The sequence below is a fragment of the Hahella ganghwensis DSM 17046 genome (genome assembly GCF_000376785.1).
Taxonomy (GTDB): Bacteria; Pseudomonadota; Gammaproteobacteria; order Pseudomonadales; family Oleiphilaceae; genus Hahella; species Hahella ganghwensis.
In genome coordinates this window covers 38,180-57,133 of the sequence record NZ_AQXX01000129.1, presented here as the reverse complement: position 1 = coordinate 57,133, position 18,954 = coordinate 38,180, and the positions used below count along the sequence as shown (strand labels likewise).

At 49.5% G+C, this 18,954-nt stretch carries 15 protein-coding genes; all 15 read right to left on the bottom strand.

Going from position 1 to position 18,954, the window contains the following annotated elements; all coding sequences use genetic code 11:
• Window positions 1–115: 115 nt before the first annotated feature.
• Entirely contained in the window at window positions 116–502 is a 387-nt protein-coding gene (crcB, locus tag F566_RS0120220; RefSeq protein WP_020408854.1) for a fluoride efflux transporter CrcB, read from the bottom strand.
• 68 nt (window positions 503–570) lie between these two features.
• The gene (locus F566_RS0120215) at window positions 571–1,935 is read right to left on the bottom strand and encodes a replication-associated recombination protein A (RefSeq protein ID WP_020408853.1); all 1,365 of its coding nucleotides are present in this window, start codon (window positions 1,933–1,935) and stop codon (window positions 571–573) included.
• 4 nt (window positions 1,936–1,939) lie between these two features.
• Window positions 1,940–2,566, bottom strand: a complete 627-nt coding sequence (gene lolA, locus F566_RS0120210; protein WP_020408852.1) for an outer membrane lipoprotein periplasmic chaperone LolA — start codon at window positions 2,564–2,566, stop codon at window positions 1,940–1,942.
• A 3-nt stretch (window positions 2,567–2,569) separates the two neighbouring features.
• Entirely contained in the window at window positions 2,570–5,065 is a 2,496-nt protein-coding gene (locus F566_RS0120205) for a DNA translocase FtsK (protein ID WP_020408851.1), read from the bottom strand.
• Between the two features lie 218 nt (window positions 5,066–5,283).
• A complete protein-coding gene (locus F566_RS0120200) occupies window positions 5,284–6,501 on the bottom strand; it encodes an O-succinylhomoserine sulfhydrylase (RefSeq protein ID WP_020408850.1) in 1,218 nt (405 codons plus the stop codon).
• Between the two features lie 78 nt (window positions 6,502–6,579).
• Window positions 6,580–8,100: an amidophosphoribosyltransferase gene (gene purF / locus F566_RS0120195; protein ID WP_020408849.1), complete on the bottom strand. Its 1,521-nt coding sequence runs from the start codon at window positions 8,098–8,100 to the stop codon at window positions 6,580–6,582.
• Window positions 8,101–8,167: 67 nt separating this feature from the next.
• Window positions 8,168–8,716 carry a CvpA family protein gene (locus F566_RS0120190; protein WP_020408848.1) on the bottom strand — a complete coding sequence of 183 codons (549 nt, stop codon included), beginning with the start codon at window positions 8,714–8,716 and terminating at the stop codon, window positions 8,168–8,170.
• 141 nt (window positions 8,717–8,857) lie between these two features.
• Window positions 8,858–9,577, bottom strand: coding sequence for an SPOR domain-containing protein (locus tag F566_RS0120185; RefSeq protein ID WP_020408847.1), 720 nt, complete (start codon window positions 9,575–9,577; stop codon window positions 8,858–8,860).
• 73 nt (window positions 9,578–9,650) lie between these two features.
• A complete protein-coding gene (folC, locus tag F566_RS0120180; RefSeq protein WP_020408846.1) occupies window positions 9,651–10,907 on the bottom strand; it encodes a bifunctional tetrahydrofolate synthase/dihydrofolate synthase in 1,257 nt (418 codons plus the stop codon).
• Window positions 10,897–11,850 carry an acetyl-CoA carboxylase, carboxyltransferase subunit beta gene (gene accD, locus F566_RS0120175; RefSeq protein ID WP_020408845.1) on the bottom strand — a complete coding sequence of 318 codons (954 nt, stop codon included), beginning with the start codon at window positions 11,848–11,850 and terminating at the stop codon, window positions 10,897–10,899. The genes folC and accD overlap by 11 nt, the downstream gene beginning before the upstream one ends.
• Window positions 11,851–11,907: 57 nt before the next feature.
• On the bottom strand, window positions 11,908–12,711 hold the full coding sequence (gene trpA, locus F566_RS0120170) for a tryptophan synthase subunit alpha (RefSeq protein ID WP_020408844.1): 804 nt from the start codon (window positions 12,709–12,711) through the stop codon (window positions 11,908–11,910).
• A gap of 77 nt (window positions 12,712–12,788) precedes the next feature.
• Window positions 12,789–14,012, bottom strand: a complete 1,224-nt coding sequence (trpB, locus tag F566_RS0120165; protein WP_020408843.1) for a tryptophan synthase subunit beta — start codon at window positions 14,010–14,012, stop codon at window positions 12,789–12,791.
• Window positions 13,996–14,622 (bottom strand): phosphoribosylanthranilate isomerase, encoded by a 627-nt coding sequence (locus tag F566_RS0120160; RefSeq protein WP_026180166.1) that lies wholly within the window; start codon window positions 14,620–14,622, stop codon window positions 13,996–13,998. The genes trpB and F566_RS0120160 overlap by 17 nt, the downstream gene beginning before the upstream one ends.
• 132 nt (window positions 14,623–14,754) lie before the next feature.
• Window positions 14,755–15,621 carry a tRNA pseudouridine(38-40) synthase TruA gene (gene truA / locus F566_RS0120155; RefSeq protein ID WP_020408841.1) on the bottom strand — a complete coding sequence of 289 codons (867 nt, stop codon included), beginning with the start codon at window positions 15,619–15,621 and terminating at the stop codon, window positions 14,755–14,757.
• A gap of 54 nt (window positions 15,622–15,675) precedes the next feature.
• The gene (locus F566_RS0120150) at window positions 15,676–18,711 is read right to left on the bottom strand and encodes a motility hub landmark protein FimV (protein ID WP_020408840.1); all 3,036 of its coding nucleotides are present in this window, start codon (window positions 18,709–18,711) and stop codon (window positions 15,676–15,678) included.
• Window positions 18,712–18,954 lie beyond the last annotated feature (243 nt).

Genomic DNA, 18,954 nt, shown 5'->3' with positions numbered 1-18,954 from the left:
TTCCGGTTTTCTCAGTAAAAAGTGAATTTTCCGTATTTAGACCAGGATAGGATTTTATTTTTATCTAAAATCGAGTTTATCTGAGACCTGATTCGTCAGAGATTTACAACCTGTGTCACTGAATCAGCAATCGAGTCAGGGTTACGGCCAGCCCGGTCGCTAAAACGCATAGTATAACGCTCATTAGGATATAGGCCATAGCAGAGATTACATGGCCGCTATGGAATAAGCTGAATACTTCCAGAGAGAAAGTAGAAAATGTCGTAAAAGCGCCAAGAAAGCCAACCATCACCAGAGACCGCAACTCTGCTTGCCCATGCAGTTTTTCAAGCACGATAACAAACGCAACCCCCAGTAAAAACGAGCCGATCAGATTCACAACAAATGTACCCCAGGGAAACTTATTGCCGAGCAGATTTGTCGTCAGGGCCACTACCATATAACGACCGATGGCACCGATTGCGCCGCCAGCTCCGACTATTAACAAATGGGTGACATTCACGATGGCTTTGTATCCTGGTTAGTTACCGACCCTGATGAGGTGTCAATTCGGATTTGGGCCAGACCCGATTATTTGCTGGATTCCGGTGTGCCCCCAGCGCGTGCCAGCGCTTCTTCGTCCAACACTTTCAATCGCTTTAGTTTTTCACCGATTTTCAACTCCAGGCCTCTGGGTACAGGCTCATAAAGAGTAACAGGCTCGCATTGATCTGGAAAATAGTTTTCACCAGCAGCGTAGGCTTCTGGCTCATCATGGGCATAACGGTATTCGTGACCGTATCCCAACTCCTTCATCAATGACGTGGGTGCATTTCTCAAGTGCATAGGAACCGGATAGTCTGGCGAGTCTTTAACAAAGGAACGAGCTTGATTATAGGCCTTGTAAACCGCATTGCTCTTTGGAGCTGCGGCAAGGTAGGTAATTGCCTGCGCGATCGCCAATTCTCCTTCCGGACTCCCCAGTCGCTCCTGTACATCCCATGCGGCCAAGGCCAGAGGCAACGCTCTTGGATCTGCATTACCGATCTCTTCGCTCGCCATACGCACAACACGCCGAGCGATATAAAGCGGATCACATCCGCCATCGAGCATTCGTGCAAACCAGTAGAGCGAAGCATCCGGATTCGATCCCCGAACGGACTTGTGTAAGGCCGATATCTGATCGTAAAAAACGTCTCCGCCTTTATCAAACCGTTTCAGCGACATTTGCGTCACTTCCGCGAGCATATTTTCAGTCAAGGTCCCTTTGTTGTTCAGCACCTCGGCCAAATCTGACATGGTTTCAATCAGGTTGAGAGCCTGCCGGGCATCGCCGTCAGCCACCATCGCCACCTTATGCAGCAGCTCATCGGATATATCCCATTCTACCTCTCCCAGCCCTTTCTCTGCGTCCGTCAACGCTTTCCGCATTAATCCTGTCAGGTCATCAATAGAAAGCGATTTGAGCAAATATACCCGAGCCCTGGAAAGCAAAGCATTATTCAATTCAAAGGATGGGTTTTCCGTAGTAGCGCCAACAAAGACGAAATCACCATCTTCCACATAAGGTAAAAACGCGTCCTGTTGGGCTTTATTGAAACGATGCACCTCATCGACAAAGACAATGGTTCGTTTGCCTGCCTGTCGGTGCTTTTTGGCCAGCTCGCCAAACTCACGAATGTCCTTCACGCCGTGTAGTACGGCTGACATGGTCAGAAACTCTGCCCCGGTTGTGGCCGCAATCAGTTTTGCCAGAGAGGTCTTCCCCACCCCTGGCGGCCCCCACAGGATCATTGAGTGGATATTATCCCGTTCAAGCGCCTTGCGCAGAGGTCGGTCAGGGCCTAGCAAATGTTCCTGACCAACATAATCAGCAACAGTCTGGGGTCTGAGACGAGCGGCAAGCGGTGCGTATTCACGACCCCCGCCTTCAGCCTCAAACAGGTTTAGGTTCAAGGCATCACTCCCTTATGACGTCGACACCAGGAGGAATTTCGAAGTGAAAAGTATTGTCACTGAATGGCACATTCATTTCAGCGCCACTGAAATATAAGGTAGTCACTTGTCCGAGAGAATCTTTAAGCTCCATAGTCGTCAATGCACCGTTACTGAATGCCAGTTTTAAGGTGTCGAATAGGGAGTCAACCCCTTTGGGCGTTAACTCAAAGATCTTAACCGTGTCATTGCCAGATTCTTTGCGTTCAACATCGTACTCATTGTCAATCGTGGCAACCTCACCGCTCAACAGCAAAGCTGGTGTATTTGACAATTGTTGGGAAAGGGTTTGAACAGTGACCTGCTCAAGATCCGGGTCGTGCAACCACACTTTCTCACCATCAGTCACAATAACCTGCTCCAATGGAGGCTGAGTATGCCAGTAGAATAATCCCGGCCTTTGAGCCTTTAGCGTGCCGTTCACCTGTTGCAAAGTCTGCCCCGAGGCAGAAATCAGCGTCTGCTCAAATGAGGCAGAAAAGGTTTCAATAGGTTTCAGTAATTTTGTTAGCTCTTCAGAGGCCGTTTTAGCCTGGGTAACAAAACTGATTAAACTGGCGCATAAGGCCAGTACAAATAACATAATGCGCATAAATTAATCCCTGGGTGGAGGCGGTGCCAGAACTTCCCTGGCACCATTATGCCCTGCGGAAGATACCACACCGGCCGCTTCCATGGCTTCCACCAGGTTAGCGGCTCGGTTATAACCAATTTTCAGCCGACGTTGAACTGCAGAAATAGAGGCCTTGCGCGACTCAGTGACAAATGCAACGGCCTGATCAAACAGTTCGTCCTGTTCTGTGCCGTTACCGTTGTCGCCACTTCCACCATCCATGCTGGCGACGTATTCGCTGTCTGTCACCCCATCCAGAATTTCATCCAGGTAATCCGGCTCTCCCCGTCGCTTCCAGTCGCTAACGACCGCATGAACTTCTTCATCAGCCACGAAAGCACCGTGCACACGAATCGGTAAACTGATACCTGGCGGCATGTAAAGCATATCTCCATGCCCGAGAAGCTGCTCAGCGCCGCCCTGATCCAGAATCGTCCGTGAATCGATCTTGGAGGAAACCTGAAAAGCAATCCGGGTTGGCACATTGGCTTTAATCAAACCGGTAATGACATCAACCGAGGGTCGCTGCGTTGCCAGAATCAGATGTATCCCTGCCGCCCTGGCCTTCTGTGCAATCCGCGCAATCAACTCTTCCACTTTCTTGCCGACGATCATCATCATATCGGCAAACTCATCTACCACCACCACAATAAATGGTAATGTATTCAATTCTGAAGGAGTCTCATCGTCCAGGGCGTGCTCAGAGGCCTTCCATAGCGGGTCCAGGATAGGCTCTCCGGCTTCCTGAGCATCCTTGACCTTCTTGTTGTAACCTGCAAGATTCCTGACCCCTAAAGCAGCCATCAGGCGATAGCGCCGCTCCATTTCACCCACACACCAGCGCAGCGCATTGGCCGCTTCCTTCATGTCTGTAACGACGGGGGTTAGAAGATGTGGAATGCCATCATATATTGAGAGCTCCAACATCTTGGGGTCGATCATGATCAGCCTGAGCTCTTCCGGTGTTGCTTTGAACAACATGCTCAGTATCATCGCATTTACACCGACCGATTTACCTGAGCCTGTGGTACCGGCAACCAACAGGTGAGGCATTTTTGCCAGGTTCTCCACCACAGGATTGCCGGCAATGTCATTCCCCAGCCCCAGAGACAGTGCAGAGTGAGAACTATCATATTCAGGTGATGAGAGTACTTCGCGCAGCCTGACCATCTCCCGGTTTTCATTGGGTATTTCAATCCCCACAACAGATTTCCCGGGAATGACCTCTACCACCCTTACGCTCAATACTGCCAGAGAACGCGCCAGGTCTTTTGCCAGATTACTGATACGACTGACTTTCACGCCGGGTGCAGGCTGAATTTCAAAGCGGGTAATTACCGGGCCCGGATTGACCTCAACCACTTCCGCAATAACACCGAAATCAGCGAGCTTGGTTTCCAGCAAACCAGACAGATTTTCAAGGACATCCTTGGAAAATCCGCCTTTTTTATGCGGATCAGGCGGGTCCAGCAGCGTTAATGGGGGAAGTGGACCTTCAGTAAACTTGAATAATGAAGGCTGGGAATCCTTCTTGGCTCTCTTGCTTTCACCACTGCTCTTCTTTTGAAAAGGAGAAATTTTAATCTTTTTGCCAGGCTCGGCTTCGCCCATATCAACCGGTTGCTCAACAGGCTCATCAAGAACCGGAACACTGAGATCATCTTCCTCATCCTTGGGCTTTTTACTGAAACTTAATAGCTTGCGCTTAGGGGCTGCATCATCAGTTCTTTTATCCAGAACCGGTAATTCATCCCGATCGATTTTAGGTTCTTTGCGCTTCTTTTCTTCCTTCAGCTTCAGTTTTTCTTTGCGGACGTCCTCTTTCTCTTCTGCCCGACGCTGCATATTCTCTGAGAATTGCCCTTTTGCTACCTTGAACTTCGCAGCCGTCATCCCCAGTAGCATTAACGTCTTGCTGCCAACCCAATCCATTATTTTTAACCAGGATAAACCGGTTGCAAGACTGAATCCGATTAACAGGAATGCCATGGCAATCAGCGTAGTACCCACCATATTGAATACTGAAACAGACCACTCGGCCACTTCGCTTCCCAGTATTCCACCGGCCATTGGGCCCGATCCGGCAACAGAATACATCGCCAGAAGAGAACATCCCGCCACCATCAGTAAGACCAGGCCGAAAACTCTCAAACCGGTAATCGGCCAGTTGATCGGCACTTTCTTATGCCTCTGCCGGAAAAGCTGCACGGTTTTTACAGCAAATAATAAGGGAAAGAGATAAGACACGTTACCAAAGAAATATCGCAACACGTCGGCGATCCAGGCACCGACTGCACCGGCATAGTTGACGACCTGAGAGTGCCGACCGGTATTCGTCCAGCCAGGATCATTCGGATCATAGGATATCAGTGCAATAACGAGGTATGCTGCGAGGGTAACGCACAGGATAAGAAGGCCTTCTCGAAGCCCCTGCTCGATATATCGCTTGGTTCTGGTTTGATCTAATTCTGCTGCCATAGGATTTGAAAGGCCTTTTACTCCAAGGCCTGATAATTACCGGACTCTAGTGTACACAAGGGTAACAGGGAGTTGAACCAGTAAGAGAGATGACGGGGAGCATTTAACAATTAAAATTAAGCAACCAATATAATTAACTGTTTTTAAACAGTTTTATCTATTCAAAAAAGCGCTATTTTTAGGATCGCCGAAGGCAGTATCACCTTCGGCTGAACCATTCACGCTATTCTCGCAGCGCCTCGAAGCAAATCTTGCTTGATATCTTCTATATCCTCAAGACCCACGCAGATCCGTATCAGGTTCTCAGATATACCGGCCAACTGCTTTTCTTGTTCTGAAAGCCTGCCATGAGTCGTGGTTGCAGGATGAGTCATGGTGGTCTTGGTGTCTCCCAGATTAGCTGTGATCGATATCCATTCTGTATTATCAACCAATGCCCAGGCCTCTTTCCTGCCGCCTTTAACCTTGAAGGAAATTACACCACCATAGCCCTTTTGCTGCTTGCTGGCCAACTCATGAGCCGGATGTTCCGGCAAACCACAATAGTAGACTTTTTCAACCCAGTCCTGCTCTTTTAGCCAAGCAGCCAGCGCCAACGCCTGCTCACAATGGGCCTTCATACGAATTGGCAGAGTTTCCAACCCTTTGAGGAAGACCCATGCGTTAAATGGACTCATGGTAAAGCCACCTGACCGCATAAAAACGAAGACTTCCTCTACCAACGCGTTTGAGCCTGCAACCGCCCCTCCGATACAACGTCCCTGGCCATCCAGGAATTTGGTTGCGGAGTGAATCACAAGATCAGCCCCCAGGGAAAGAGGCTTCTGCAGTATCGGAGTGCAAAAGCAATTATCCACGATCAACAGACTACCATTCTCATGTGCCAGATCTGCTAGAGCGCGGATATCCGCTACTTCATTCAATGGGTTGGATGGGGTTTCCAGGAACAGAAAACGCGTATTCTCCCTTAATGCAGCCTTCCATCCCCCAATATCAGTAAGACTGACAAAGGTGGTTTCTACGCCGAATTTCTTTAGATATTTCTCAAACACAACATGTGTCGTACCAAAAACGTTGCGTGAGCACACCACATGATCGCCGGACTTCAACAATGCCATGGACGTCGCCAGTATCGCCGCCATACCAGAGGAAGTACCAAGACAACGCTCAGCCCCCTCAAGTGCCGCCAGTCGCTCTTCGAACATAGAAACAGTCGGATTGGTGAATCGCGAGTAGATATTCCCGGCCTCTTCTCCACCAAACTTTGCTGCCGCTTCTGCAGCTGACTTGAACACAAAACTTGAGGTCGGATAAAGCACCTCACTATGTTCCTGCTGGTGAGTTCTCTGCTGCCCCGCCCTGATCGCCTGGGTTGCATCTTGCCAATCCAGGTCAGGGGCACTCAGAATTTCCCAGGTATCTGTCTTTCTTGCCATTCTCGGCACCAGCCTATCAATAAGTTACTGTCTGTTCATTTGCACTGTTGATCTTACAAAAAACACTGTCAGTTGATCTTACTCATCGTTATGCAGATCCAAAGGCACTTGAGCAGACATCAGTTCTTTTTCACGCTGTGACTTATTGGTGTCACTACGCAGCAATTCCAGACGCTGCAGATAAGTATCTGTAATGTCCCCAGTAACATATTTGCCGTCAAACACCGAGCAATCAAACTTCTCAATATCGGCATTACCCTCTCGGGCACACTCGATCAAATCATCAAGATCCTGGTATACCAACCAGTCGGCCCCAATCATGGTCCGCACTTCTTCTACAGTGCGCCCATGGGCAATCAGTTCATTCGCTGCTGGCATATCGATACCATAAACGTTCGGGTACCTCACTGCTGGCGCAGCTGAGGCAAAATAAACCTTCTTGGCTCCCGCGTCCCTGGCCATCTGAACGATTTCCTTACAAGTGGTACCTCGGACAATCGAATCATCCACCAGCATGACGTTTTTGCCCCGAAACTCTAACTCAATAGGATTCAGCTTCTGGCGCACCGATTTCTTCCGTTCACTCTGACCGGGCATGATAAAAGTTCTGCCAATATACCGGTTTTTCATGAACCCTTCGCGATATTTGATTCCCAGATTCAACGCCATTTGCATCGCTGAAGTACGACTGGTATCAGGAATCGGCATGACCACGTCAATATCGTGTTCCGGATTCTCACGACGAATTTTCTCTGCCAGATGGTCCCCCATCCTGAGGCGGGCTTTATAGACTGAAATCCCATCAATAATAGAATCCGGACGAGCAAAATAAACCAGCTCAAAGATACAGGGATTCAACACGGGTTTTTCAGCACACTGCTGAGTATGCAGGGTGCCGTCTGTTTCTATATATACTGCTTCGCCAGGTTGAATATCACGCACCAATTCAAAACCAAGCGAGCTTAATGCAACACTTTCAGAGGCGATCATATACTCTGTACCGCGCTCACTGACGCGCTTGCCGTAACAGGCAGGCCGAATGCCATTCGGATCGCGAAATGCGACGATACCATAGCCGGTGATCAACGCGATCGCAGCATAGGCACCTTTCACTCGCTTATGAACGGCATTGACCGCGGCAAAAACATCATCCTTTGTCGGCACAAGCTTACCGAGTTTATGCAGCTCATGTGCAAAAACGTTGAGCAAGACTTCTGAGTCTGAATTGGTATTGATGTGACGCAGGTCTGTCCGATAGATTTCGTTGGCAACTTCCTCGGTGTTCGTCAGGTTGCCGTTATGCGCCAACGTAATCCCGTAAGGCGAGTTTACATAGAAGGGCTGAGCTTCCGCTGAGCTTGAGCTACCCGCAGTAGGATAGCGAACATGGCCGATCCCCACATTTCCGGCCAGCCGTAACATGTGTCTTGTACGGAACACATCACGAACCAAACCATTATCCTTGCGCAAAAAGAAGCGCTCGTCCTGGAATGTCACAATTCCTGCGGCATCCTGCCCCCGGTGTTGGAGCACCGTTAAAGCATCGTACAATTCCTGGTTAACATTGGACTTAGAGACGATACCAACAATACCGCACATGATTTCTACCTCACCCTTTTGCTTGAGCGCACTGACCGGATAACTCCGGTAATTTTAACACCGGAAGTCATCCGTTCGTTGATTTAAGCATAGACTTGATTGGGTCTCCGAACACAGCACGTGACCAAGCCTCAATCTTTTCGAAATGTGAAATTAATGAAGATTCAGACCACCAGGCATCCTGGGTCACCGGGGTCAACCTGAGCAGCGCAACTACCACCACAACCAGAATCACACCGCGCACCAGTCCGAACACCATCCCCAATACCCTGTCGGTACCGGAAAGTCCCGTCGTCTTCACTAACGCTGAAATAAGATGATTAAGCAACGCTCCGATTATCAGGGTTGCCACAAAAAGAAGTGCGAATGCTACCAGGAGCCTGACAGAGGGCGCTGCTATGAGCCCTTCCAGCAATGTCGCCAAGTTAACGTAAAACATGCGCGCGACAATAAATGCAAGAACCCAGCTGACCAGGGATAATGCCTCTTTAACAAACCCGCGCACGATACTGACAACGGTCGACAGTGTGATAATTCCCAAAATCACCCAGTCAGCCCAATTCAATAAGCTCATCATATAGCTGGCAACAATCTTCCCGTCTTTCGAAGGGCGCACATTCTATCAAAAACGCCCCTACAGCAAAACAAAAGTAAAACGAATTTATTACCCAACTCCGAGACTTTCCAACAATCCAGTAACAGACTGTATTTGGGGCGTTTTCTAAATGGTTAGAGGGGCATGCGAAGAATACGACCGCTAGTTTGCGGGTTTGTATCTGACAACGAGTGAAGATACCTGATAACGCGTGTCCATTTTACTCTTCAAGCGGTCCGCCTGCTCTCTTTTCAGGGTCGGTCCGGCGAACACCCTGACAAGATTGTCGCCACCGGACTGAAACTCCTGAGTAAAGGCTGGAATATTCTCCTGATTGAGCTCATCACGGATTTTAAAAGCGCTTTCCCGATTTTTGAAAGTCCCGATTTGTACTGCCCAGGCGACCGGATCACCACGCTCATCCAGAGACAGATCCTTCACTTGAGCATCTAACTTGGTCACTTCCTCTGGCGCAGGAAGAACAGGGACTTTCTGTGCTGTTTTTTCAGGCTCGGGTTTAGGTTGTATTGGTTTTGGCTTGTCAGCCTGAGACTCGTCAACAGAGCGATCGACAGGTTCCGGACTCGCAAGTTCAATCGCATCCTGCTCAAAATCAGTCTCTACAATTTCCTGTCTCAGCTCTGCTGGCTCTTTCCCTTCAACAACTGCCTCAACTTCAATAGGTTGTGGCGTTTCCGAATACCTCAACTTTGGCGGCTTCGGATCTTCAATCGTGAACTTGGGCACTTCCGGTTCAGGAGGAATACTAATGACGTGAGAAGTTCGAGCCTGGTGAGACTGCTCAAATACCATCGGAATAAATATGATTGCCAGCGACACCAGGACAACGGCCCCGACTATTCTCTGCTTCAATCCATCCATCTGCTGCACTCTGACCTTTTAATTATTACAAAATCATCAGGTTAGACAATCTCTATCCAATCCACCCGAAAAATCAGAGTGATATGATACCTGTTTCGAGAATCGCTGCCACTGTAAAGAATGACCCAAAGACAACAACGCGCCCAGAATCTCCAACCTGATCCATCGCCTCTTTGAGCGCATCATCCTCCGAATTGCACGCACTGCAGTTAACAGCACCTTCTTTACACAACGCCACCAACTGATCCAATGAGCAAGCCCGGGTATCATCCAGCTCAAACACATACCATCGACTGAAATTATCAGACAATGCCCTGATGACCCCATCAATATCTTTATCTTTCAATGCCGAAAACACCGCTATAGTCTCCCCTTCTACCGGGTGGTCCTTCAGCCATAGCGCGAGATTTCGAGCTGCATGAGGATTGTGCGCCACATCCAGAACAACCTGCGGACTTGCACCGATTTTCTGAAAACGCCCCATCAGGTTCAGCACAGGAAAAGAATTGCCGACCAAAGAATCAAAAGGGATTCCAAGCAAAGCTACAGCCTGCAGTGCGGTGGCAATATTGGCAGCAGGGATTTCAGGCAAATCTTTCAAAGCGAGCTCGAGGCTTTCGCCCTCTGCGCTTTTCCCCGACCAAACGCCATCTTTCAATGCATAATCCCTTTGCCACTGCATTACCTCGCAGGACTGCTTGTCGGCGTAATCAAATACCGACACAGGCATGTCTGCATCTCCCAACAAAACCGGGATACCTGGTCGAAAAATTCCAGCCTTTTCCCGACCGATCATCTCACGATTGTCTCCCAACCAATCCTGGTGATCGATATCAATCGTGGTAATAATCGCCAGATCGGGGTCAACGATGTTTACGGCATCCAGACGGCCACCAAGACCGACTTCAAGTATCCACAGATCAAGGCCAGCTTCGACAAATGCCGCAAACGCGACAAGGGTGGTATATTCGAAATAAGTCAGAGAGACACCCTGACGTACAGATTCCACCTTCTCAAATGCTTTGACCAGAGAAGCATCATCCAGATCCTTCCCTGCAACCCTGATTCGTTCGTTAAACCGAAGAATGTGTGGCGACGTGTAAGCCCCGACTTTCCAACCCGCTTTGAGAGCGCCCCCTTCAATGGCAGCGACCGTCGAGCCTTTGCCGTTAGTGCCCGCAACAGTCACGATCTTACAGGTTGATGAGGGAAAGTGTTTTGGCAAGAGTCTGGACGCAACATCAGCGACCCGGTCCAGACCCATTTCGATAACTTGATCATGCAATGCAGTGACATCATCAAGCCACTGAGAAAGAGATTTATCCGACATTGTCACCTGGGCTCGGAGCCGCTCCCTCCTGCATCGCCTGTTGCCCGGCAGTTTCATCAAACTCAGGCTCAGACTCCGCGTCCGGTGCGGGTAAATTTTGCAGTTTGGCGATTATGGCCGCCAATCGGTTTCTCATCTGTCCACGGGAGATGATCATGTCGATCGCCCCATGCTCCAAAAGAAACTCACTACGCTGAAATCCTTCAGGGAGCTTCTCCCTGACCGTCTGTTCAATAACCCTGGGGCCAGCAAAACCGATCAATGCATTAGGTTCAGCAACATTCAGGTCTCCCAACATCGCAAGACTGGCCGACACACCACCAAAAACCGGATCAGTCATTACAGAGATGTATGGTAATCCCTGCATCTTCATAACTTCTAATGCTGCCGAGGTCTTCGCCATCTGCATCAGTGAGATTAAGGCTTCCTGCATGCGGGCGCCGCCACTGGCAGAAAAACATATCAGCGCACATTTGTTTTCCAGACAGGTATTGACGGCCCGAATGAATTTCTCGCCAACAACCGCCCCCATGGAACCACCCAAGAAACTGAATTCAAAAGCCGCAACCACTACAGGAACAGACTCAACCGTCCCCTTGAAGACCACAAGCGCATCTTTCTCTCCGGTTGATTTCTGATTACTCACCAACCTGTCCCGATAGCGCTTGGTATCTTTGAAGCGTAAACGATCACTTGGCTCAAGATCGGGAGAAATTTCCTGTCGGTTATCCTTATCCAGGAACAACTCAATACGCTTCCTGGCTGTCACTCTCATGTGATGCTGACATTTGGGGCAGACATCCAGGTTTTTTTCCAATTCTGGCCGGTAAAGTACTGCGCTACATTTAGGGCACTTTTTCCACAGCCCTTCAGGAACATTGCTCTTGTGCTTTGACTGTGCTCCGCCCATTCCAGGAATGATCTTTTCTAGCCAGCTACTCATAGTTACCTACTTTTTTGCGGTTATTCCATTCAGCTTGCAAGCTGCTCTCTGTTCCGACTACTGATCCATTGCAGATCGCATTGCGCCTATCAGCTTACCGATTTGGCCATGCATGCTCTCAGAAGAGTCGGCATTTTCTGCAATTGTATTGACTAGTGCGCTACCGACAATTACACCATCGGCTACTTTCGAGACGGCCGCTGCGGAATCCGCATCCTTGATACCGAATCCAACTCCTACCGGCATATCAGTCAGACCACGAATTCGGGCCAATTGCTGACTGACATCATCGATATTCAGGGCACTGGATCCGGTCACCCCTTTAAGAGATACATAGTAGATGTAACCAGAGCCATGTGCCACCGCAGATTTAATACGCTCGTTTGTCGTTGTAGGAGCCAGCAGAAAGATGGCATCCAGCCCTGCTTCCTTGAAACGGGGAACAACATCGTCAGCCTCTTCAGGGGGAAGATCTACAGTCAGCACACCGTCGACTCCTGAAGCTTTCGCCTTTTCAATAAAGACCTCCATCCCCATGGCTTCTACCGGATTGAGATACCCCATCAGAACCACCGGTGTTTTGTCGTCTGTTTTGCGAAACTCTGCCACCATATCCAACACATTTTGCAGAGAGGTACCATGAACCAGCGCACGCTCACAGGCTAGCTGAATGACCGGACCATCTGCCATGGGGTCGGAGAAGGGAACGCCAAGCTCAATAATATCCGCGCCAGACTTCACCAGCGTATGCATTATCTCAACTGTCGCGGAGGGATTTGGATCACCGGCTGTCACGTATGGAATCAGCGCACTCTTTCCGGCTTCGTTCAACGCTTTTAAGCAGGGGGTTATACGACTCATAGTTTACCTTGCACATAAGGGAGCTGTATTTGCACCCTTCTTCTAATTAGTCTTGTTTATGATTGTGAGGTGACATCTTAGCTGAGATCGATGCCGTCCAGATTTGCCACTGTATGGATATCTTTGTCGCCACGACCTGAAAGATTGACCACAATCACCTGATCCCGATCCATTTCACCGGCAAGTTTCATAGCGTGAGCGATGGCATGACTCGACTCCAGCGCCGGCATAATGCCTTCAACACGAGTCAGCGTGTGAAATGCTTCCAAAGCTTCTTCATCGGTAGCAGCCACATAATTGGCACGCCCGATATCTTTCAGCCAGGCATGCTCAGGCCCGACACCTGGATAGTCCAGACCTGCCGAAATGGAGTGAGTGGACATGATCTGCCCATTATCATCTTCCATGAGGTAAGTCCGGTTACCATGCAGTACACCCGGACGGCCCGCGCACAAAGGAGCAGCATGCCGCCCCGTGGAGACACCCAGACCACCAGCCTCGACGCCGTACATTTCAACATTCTCGTCTTCGATAAACGGATAGAACAGCCCCATTGCATTTGACCCGCCGCCAACACAGGCGACCAATGCATCCGGCAAACGCCCTTCTTTTTCCAGGCACTGCAGACGGGCTTCCCGACCAATAATTGACTGAAAGTCTCTCACCAATTTAGGGTATGGATGGGGCCCCGCTACGGTACCAATGATATAGAACGTATCGTCGACATTGGTCACCCAGTCTCTTAACGCCTCATTCATCGCATCTTTTAGAGTGCGGGTTCCACTGGTGACTGGCTTGACTGTCGCTCCAAGCAATTTCATCCGGTAGACGTTCAGCGCCTGCCGCTGAACGTCTTCAGCCCCCATATAGACCACGCACTCCAAGCCCAGCCTGGCAGCAACAGTGGCGGAGGCAACCCCATGCTGGCCAGCGCCCGTTTCGGCAATAATACGGGGTTTACCCAGATATTTGGCCAGGAGCGCTTGCCCAATGGTGTTGTTAACCTTATGAGCACCAGTATGATTAAGGTCTTCCCGTTTCAGGTAGATTTTCGCTCCGCCAACTTTTCTGGTCAGGTGTTCGGCAAAATACAACGGAGAAGGACGCCCCACATAATCCGCCAGATCTCTGTCAAATTCATCCTGAAATCGCGGATCAATTCTTAGCTTTTCGTAGTGCGCTTCCAGCTCCAACAGTGAAGACATCAGCGTCTCAGAAACGAAGCGACCGCCGTATGGCCCGAAGTGACCTCTCTTATCGGGAATATTAGCCAGGGTTTCGGCATCAAGCCTTGCTGTCACGATACACCTCTCTTAAAAAATCTTTCATTAATTGCGCATCCTTAATTCCCTTGGACGCCTCAACTCCACCACTGACATCGACGGCGTACGGATGCAACATGCGAATCGCCTCATGCACATTGGCCGGATTCAATCCTCCAGCCACAATGAGGGGTTTTGGCCTATCTTTCCCTACCAGCTGCCAATCAAAAGTGCGACCGGTGCCGCCCTTCAGAACCGGATCATGGGTATCCAGCAATAATGCAGAAGCAGACGGAAATTCTTTCATTTTTTGCTCAAGGGCCTGCCGACTCTCCACGCCAATGGACTTATAATACGGCTTATCGAACGAGCGACAGAAGGCATCATCCTCACCCCCGTGAAATTGCAGCACATCCAGCCTAACCTGTTTCAGAATAGCTTCGACCTGAGAATGCTCATGATTCACAAACAGCCCAACCGTAGTTACGAACGGAGGCAGTTGGCGAATAATATCGTTTGCCACATCAGGAGCCACATACCTCGGGCTGGGCTCATAAAAAACAAATCCCAGAGCATCCACTCCAAGCTCTGTCGCCACCAGCGCATCTTCCAGCCTGGTAATTCCACATATCTTACAGCGTGTGCGCAACTTAAATCGCCCTATTTTCGATTCAAAGGACCTGAATTATAACGGGATCATTCGGAGGTAGGAAACGTCCCTTTTGGAAATCATTGTCCCGTCACACTCCTGACCACAAGACAGGTTTTGATCACCGCGAAGCTAATCCTGCAGGAAAAACGGGCCAAAGGGTAAGTCAGGAATAGCGCAATCTTTGGGATACCGAACCTTCACCAGATACAATCCACTTGCAGGAGCCGTCACGCCGGCCTTGCACCTTTTTTTTGCCCCGAGCACTTCCTTTACCCACTCAGGCTCCTGTTTACCCATTCCTACTTGCAGCAAGGTCCCTACGATGTTGCGCACCATATGATGCAGAAAAGCATTCGCCTCTATTTCAACAATAACAAGGTCCGCCTTGCGAGTAACGCTTACTCGACTCACATTCCTGAAAGGGGTATGGGACTGACAATCCGAACCGCGAAAGGAGGTAAAGTCATTCTCTCCCAGAAGAAACTGCGCCGCCACATGCATGCGATGCTCTTCCAGTCGCGGGTGAATCCAGGTCACACTGCCATGCGCCCAGGCCGGCTTGACTGGGTGATTGTATATAACATAGCGGTATACTCTCGATGTGGCGGTATATCTGGCATGAAAATCGTCGGCTACCCCTCCCGCCCACTGGATGGCAATATCATCAGGCAAAAAATGATTGGCTCCCATAACCCACGAATGAGGGCTTCGAGAAGGTGGATTTTCAAAATGGACAACTTGCTGAGTTGCATTGACACCGGCATCAGTTCTACCGGCACACACAACCTGAATTGGCTGATCCGCAACCTTGGAAAGGGCCCTTTCAAGCTCCGCCTGCACCGAAGCAACCCCGGAGTTTTGGGCCTGCCACCCATGGTATTTTGCGCCCTCATAACCCAAGAGCAGAGCTACACGCTTACCCGGAGTCAAAGCCAAGCTTGACAAAGGATAAACAGATTCGACCGATTCAGAATTTGCAGAATATTGATGTGGCATTGCGGAAAGCGACCCTCTTTAATTCGAGGGTCGCATTATTGGCAAGGAATTGAATTATTCAAGTCCCTTTAACAGATCGGCTGCTTCCTGCTTCTGGGTATCATTACCCTCATCCACGACTTCTTCCAAAATATCGCGAGCACCTTCTTTATCTCCCATATCGATATAAGCCCGTGCCAGATCCAGCTTGGTTGCTGATTCGTCGGTATCGGACAGGAAGTCAAAGTCTTCTTCCATTTCCGTCACAAATTCATCCTGTGGTTTTGCAGTTTTCTCCTCTCCTCCTACCTCTTGCTGAGCGCCTGCAGGAGGCTGAATCATCGTTTCATCTGGCGATCCCAGATCGTCAACATTTAACTCTTGAGCATCAGATTCTTCCTCTAGGAAATCCATCTCCTGAACGAACTCTTCTGCAATATCTTCTGACAGACCTTCAGCTTTACTATCATCCTGCAAATCTTCAGACACTTCACCCAAGTCAAGATCCAGGTCAGCCTCTTCATCTAGCGTATCCAAAGAGAAATCTTCAACATCGTCGCCCTGAAGCGCTTTCTCTTCTTCGTCACTTAATCCGGCACCCTGCTCATCCAGGGAGAAATCCAGATCATTATCATCCAAATCAAGACTCAATTCTTCCTCAACGTCCAGCGTGGATTCCTCTGCTGGCGTCTCAGACTCAGAATCAAAGTCGAGCATTTCTTCACTGAAATCCAGATCCAGGTCATCACCTGATGAATCTTTCTGAATCTCTTCTTCCAGATCCAAATTAAACCCCTCGTCCATCGGCTCAACCATTGGCGGCTGATTCACGGTGTCTTCCAGGTCGTCGGTAGATAAATCTTCATCCAAATTCAGATCCATTCCGGCAAAGTCTTCGTCCTGAGCCTCGGGCTCAGCCAAGTCCTCCGTGGTCATGCCAGTACTCGTATCATCCAGATCGATATCACTGAGGTCGAATTCGATATCGAGATCATCCTCGCTCTCAACTGATGAGGATTCCCCCTCAAGATCGAGACTCTCTTCCTGAACAAAGTCCGCTTGCGCTTCACTTTGAATGACGGTTTCTTCGACATCATCCAAATTATCCACATCGAGCTCGAAATCATCACTCAGATCCGTCCCTTGCAGCTCTTCCTCTGACGCAAAGTCATCCCCACCGCCCATCAACTGGCTTTCGAGATCATCGAGAGAGACTTCAGGCTCATCCGAGAGATCAGAATATCTAGCCTTAATGTCACCCGCCCTTTCCAATACATCGGCATCACCACTGGCTTCAAGTGCGGCAAAAGCTGCTGAGAATTTTGCAGCCTCCTTAGCTTCACCAAGCACCTCAAGCAACTTCAGACGATATTCGTAATTGTTAGGCTGTTCCTCTAGGGCAGCTTCAAGCACCTGCTCGGCCTGACCGTACTTCTGGTAGGCAACATACACATCAGCTTCCGCGACAGGGTCAGAACCAGCCCCTTCGCCAGACTCAGACTCCACCGCAGTTACGGGAAGTTGATCATCCTCTTCAAAGGTAATGACGGTATCGTTATCTTCCAAACCCTCATCAAGACCCTCATCCTTACTTCCACGCCCTCTGAACAACAGCCAGAGAATCAATAGAACAACAACACCACCTGCCGCGATAGCAATCTGATACACCAGATTGTTCATAATCATATCGACAAAGGATTCTTCCTCAACCACCGGCTCAATAGGCTTTGGTTGGACAGCTGGCTTTTCTTCCTCAACAGTTGGAGTGACGGCCTCTTCAACAGGAACAGGCTCCTCTTCTACTTGAGGAGTCATGCTCTCCGGGGATTCCAACGGCGTCATTTGACCTTCAGTGGTCATTGACTCCGGAGACATCGCTTCAGGTGTAACAGTCTCGCCTGACTCTTCCGGTATCTGTACGTCTGACCCGGTTCCTTCAGGTGTAATCCCTTCAGAAATACCGGGTTCAATTGTTTCAGCTTCCGAAACTGCTGCCTCGCCTTGCAAGGCGGCCAACTGGTCATCCTTCAGCTCGATCAGGCGCTGCAATGTCTCCATTTGCCCCTGAAGGTCTTCCAGACGACTTTTAAGTTCTTCGTTTTCACGAGTGGTTTTATCCAGTTGCTCCTTTGCCAGAGTAAGATCCTCAAGAGATCCACCACCACTGTCCGCAGTACCTGCAACCGTTGCGTCCCCTGAAGCTTCCTCAGCACCATCTCCGACGATAACCCTTAGCTCATCACGTGCTGCCTGCCCAGTCGAAGTCACAACCTCTTTTTCAGACGCTGCATCAACGGTACGCTGCTTACTTCCTTCAGCAAATTCTCGATTTTGTATACTAACGGCGGAGATCGCCTCCCGAGATGTACGAGAATCAATTTCTTCTCGGTTGGGCAAGCGCAGTACTTGACCCGACTTGAGACGATTGATATTACCGTCAAAAAATGCACCTGGATTCAGATCCTGTATCGCCAACATCATTTTCTGCGGGGAAACACTGGAATCAGGTCGCGTCTTTAGTGCTATCGACCACATGGTGTCGTCACCACCTGTCGGTCCATATGTACCACCAGTTGTAGATGGTGCAGATGCTTGCGAAGATGTTGTCGCGGTTTCCCGGGTTGGCTGCTGACGCGTTGGCGTTGGCTCAGGTGTCGTTACTTGTTGAGTAACTTGTGTCTGAGGCGCTTGAACTGGCGCGACAGGTTCTGAGCTGTAGGTAGGAGGGTCAATGAGCAGCGCGTACTCTCTGAGCAATCTGCCCGTCGGCCAGTTAACCTCCACCAGGAAGTTCAGAAACGGCTCACGAACCGCCTTGGAACTGGTTACCCGGATAATTGTTGAACCGTCTGACCTTTGATCAACCTTGAACCTCAGATCCGAGAGAAAATAGACCCTGTCCACCCCGGCTTTGAGAAATTCTTCCCTGGACGCAAGATTGGTCAGTATCTCGTTCTGCTCAAGATCCCGGACGTTCACCAATTGTATTTCTGCGCTCAGAGGCTGATTAAGGTAACTGTTAACGGTAACCTCTCCCAGACCAAGCGCCCTGGCCACTCCAGCAGTTAGCGCTGATAGTGTAAATGCTGCAATCGCGAGCTTGCGAACCATAGCGTCTGTCCTTCCCAAATTTTCTAACCACCTATCATCGCGATATGTCAGTAGATGGCTGACGACGTAAAATTTCGTTTAAAAACTTCAGTTAATTAAGATTATTTAGAATAAACTTTGAATAATGCTACTAAGTATTAATGACGTCCTGTATTTTTACAAGAAAATACCCCTTCAAAAGCGCTCAAAGTGTGCTTCTCATTCAGATCTGGTAAATCATGGAGTATGTCACCTTCCACAAGG

Excerpts from the sequence above, each read along its gene's own strand:
- lolA (WP_020408852.1), bottom strand. The coding sequence starts at position 2,566 with ATGCGCATTATGTTATTTGTACTGGCCTTATGCGCCAGTTTAATCAGT.
- F566_RS0120205 (WP_020408851.1), bottom strand. The coding sequence starts at position 5,065 with ATGGCAGCAGAATTAGATCAAACCAGAACCAAGCGATATATCGAGCAG.
- F566_RS0120200 (WP_020408850.1), bottom strand. The coding sequence starts at position 6,501 with ATGGCAAGAAAGACAGATACCTGGGAAATTCTGAGTGCCCCTGACCTG.
- purF (WP_020408849.1), bottom strand. The coding sequence starts at position 8,100 with ATGTGCGGTATTGTTGGTATCGTCTCTAAGTCCAATGTTAACCAGGAA.
- F566_RS0120185 (WP_020408847.1), bottom strand. The coding sequence starts at position 9,577 with ATGGATGGATTGAAGCAGAGAATAGTCGGGGCCGTTGTCCTGGTGTCG.
- folC (WP_020408846.1), bottom strand. The coding sequence starts at position 10,907 with ATGTCGGATAAATCTCTTTCTCAGTGGCTTGATGATGTCACTGCATTG.
- accD (WP_020408845.1), bottom strand. The coding sequence starts at position 11,850 with ATGAGTAGCTGGCTAGAAAAGATCATTCCTGGAATGGGCGGAGCACAG.
- trpA (WP_020408844.1), bottom strand. The coding sequence starts at position 12,711 with ATGAGTCGTATAACCCCCTGCTTAAAAGCGTTGAACGAAGCCGGAAAG.
- truA (WP_020408841.1), bottom strand. The coding sequence starts at position 15,621 with ATGCCACATCAATATTCTGCAAATTCTGAATCGGTCGAATCTGTTTAT.
- F566_RS0120150 (WP_020408840.1), bottom strand. The coding sequence starts at position 18,711 with ATGGTTCGCAAGCTCGCGATTGCAGCATTTACACTATCAGCGCTAACT.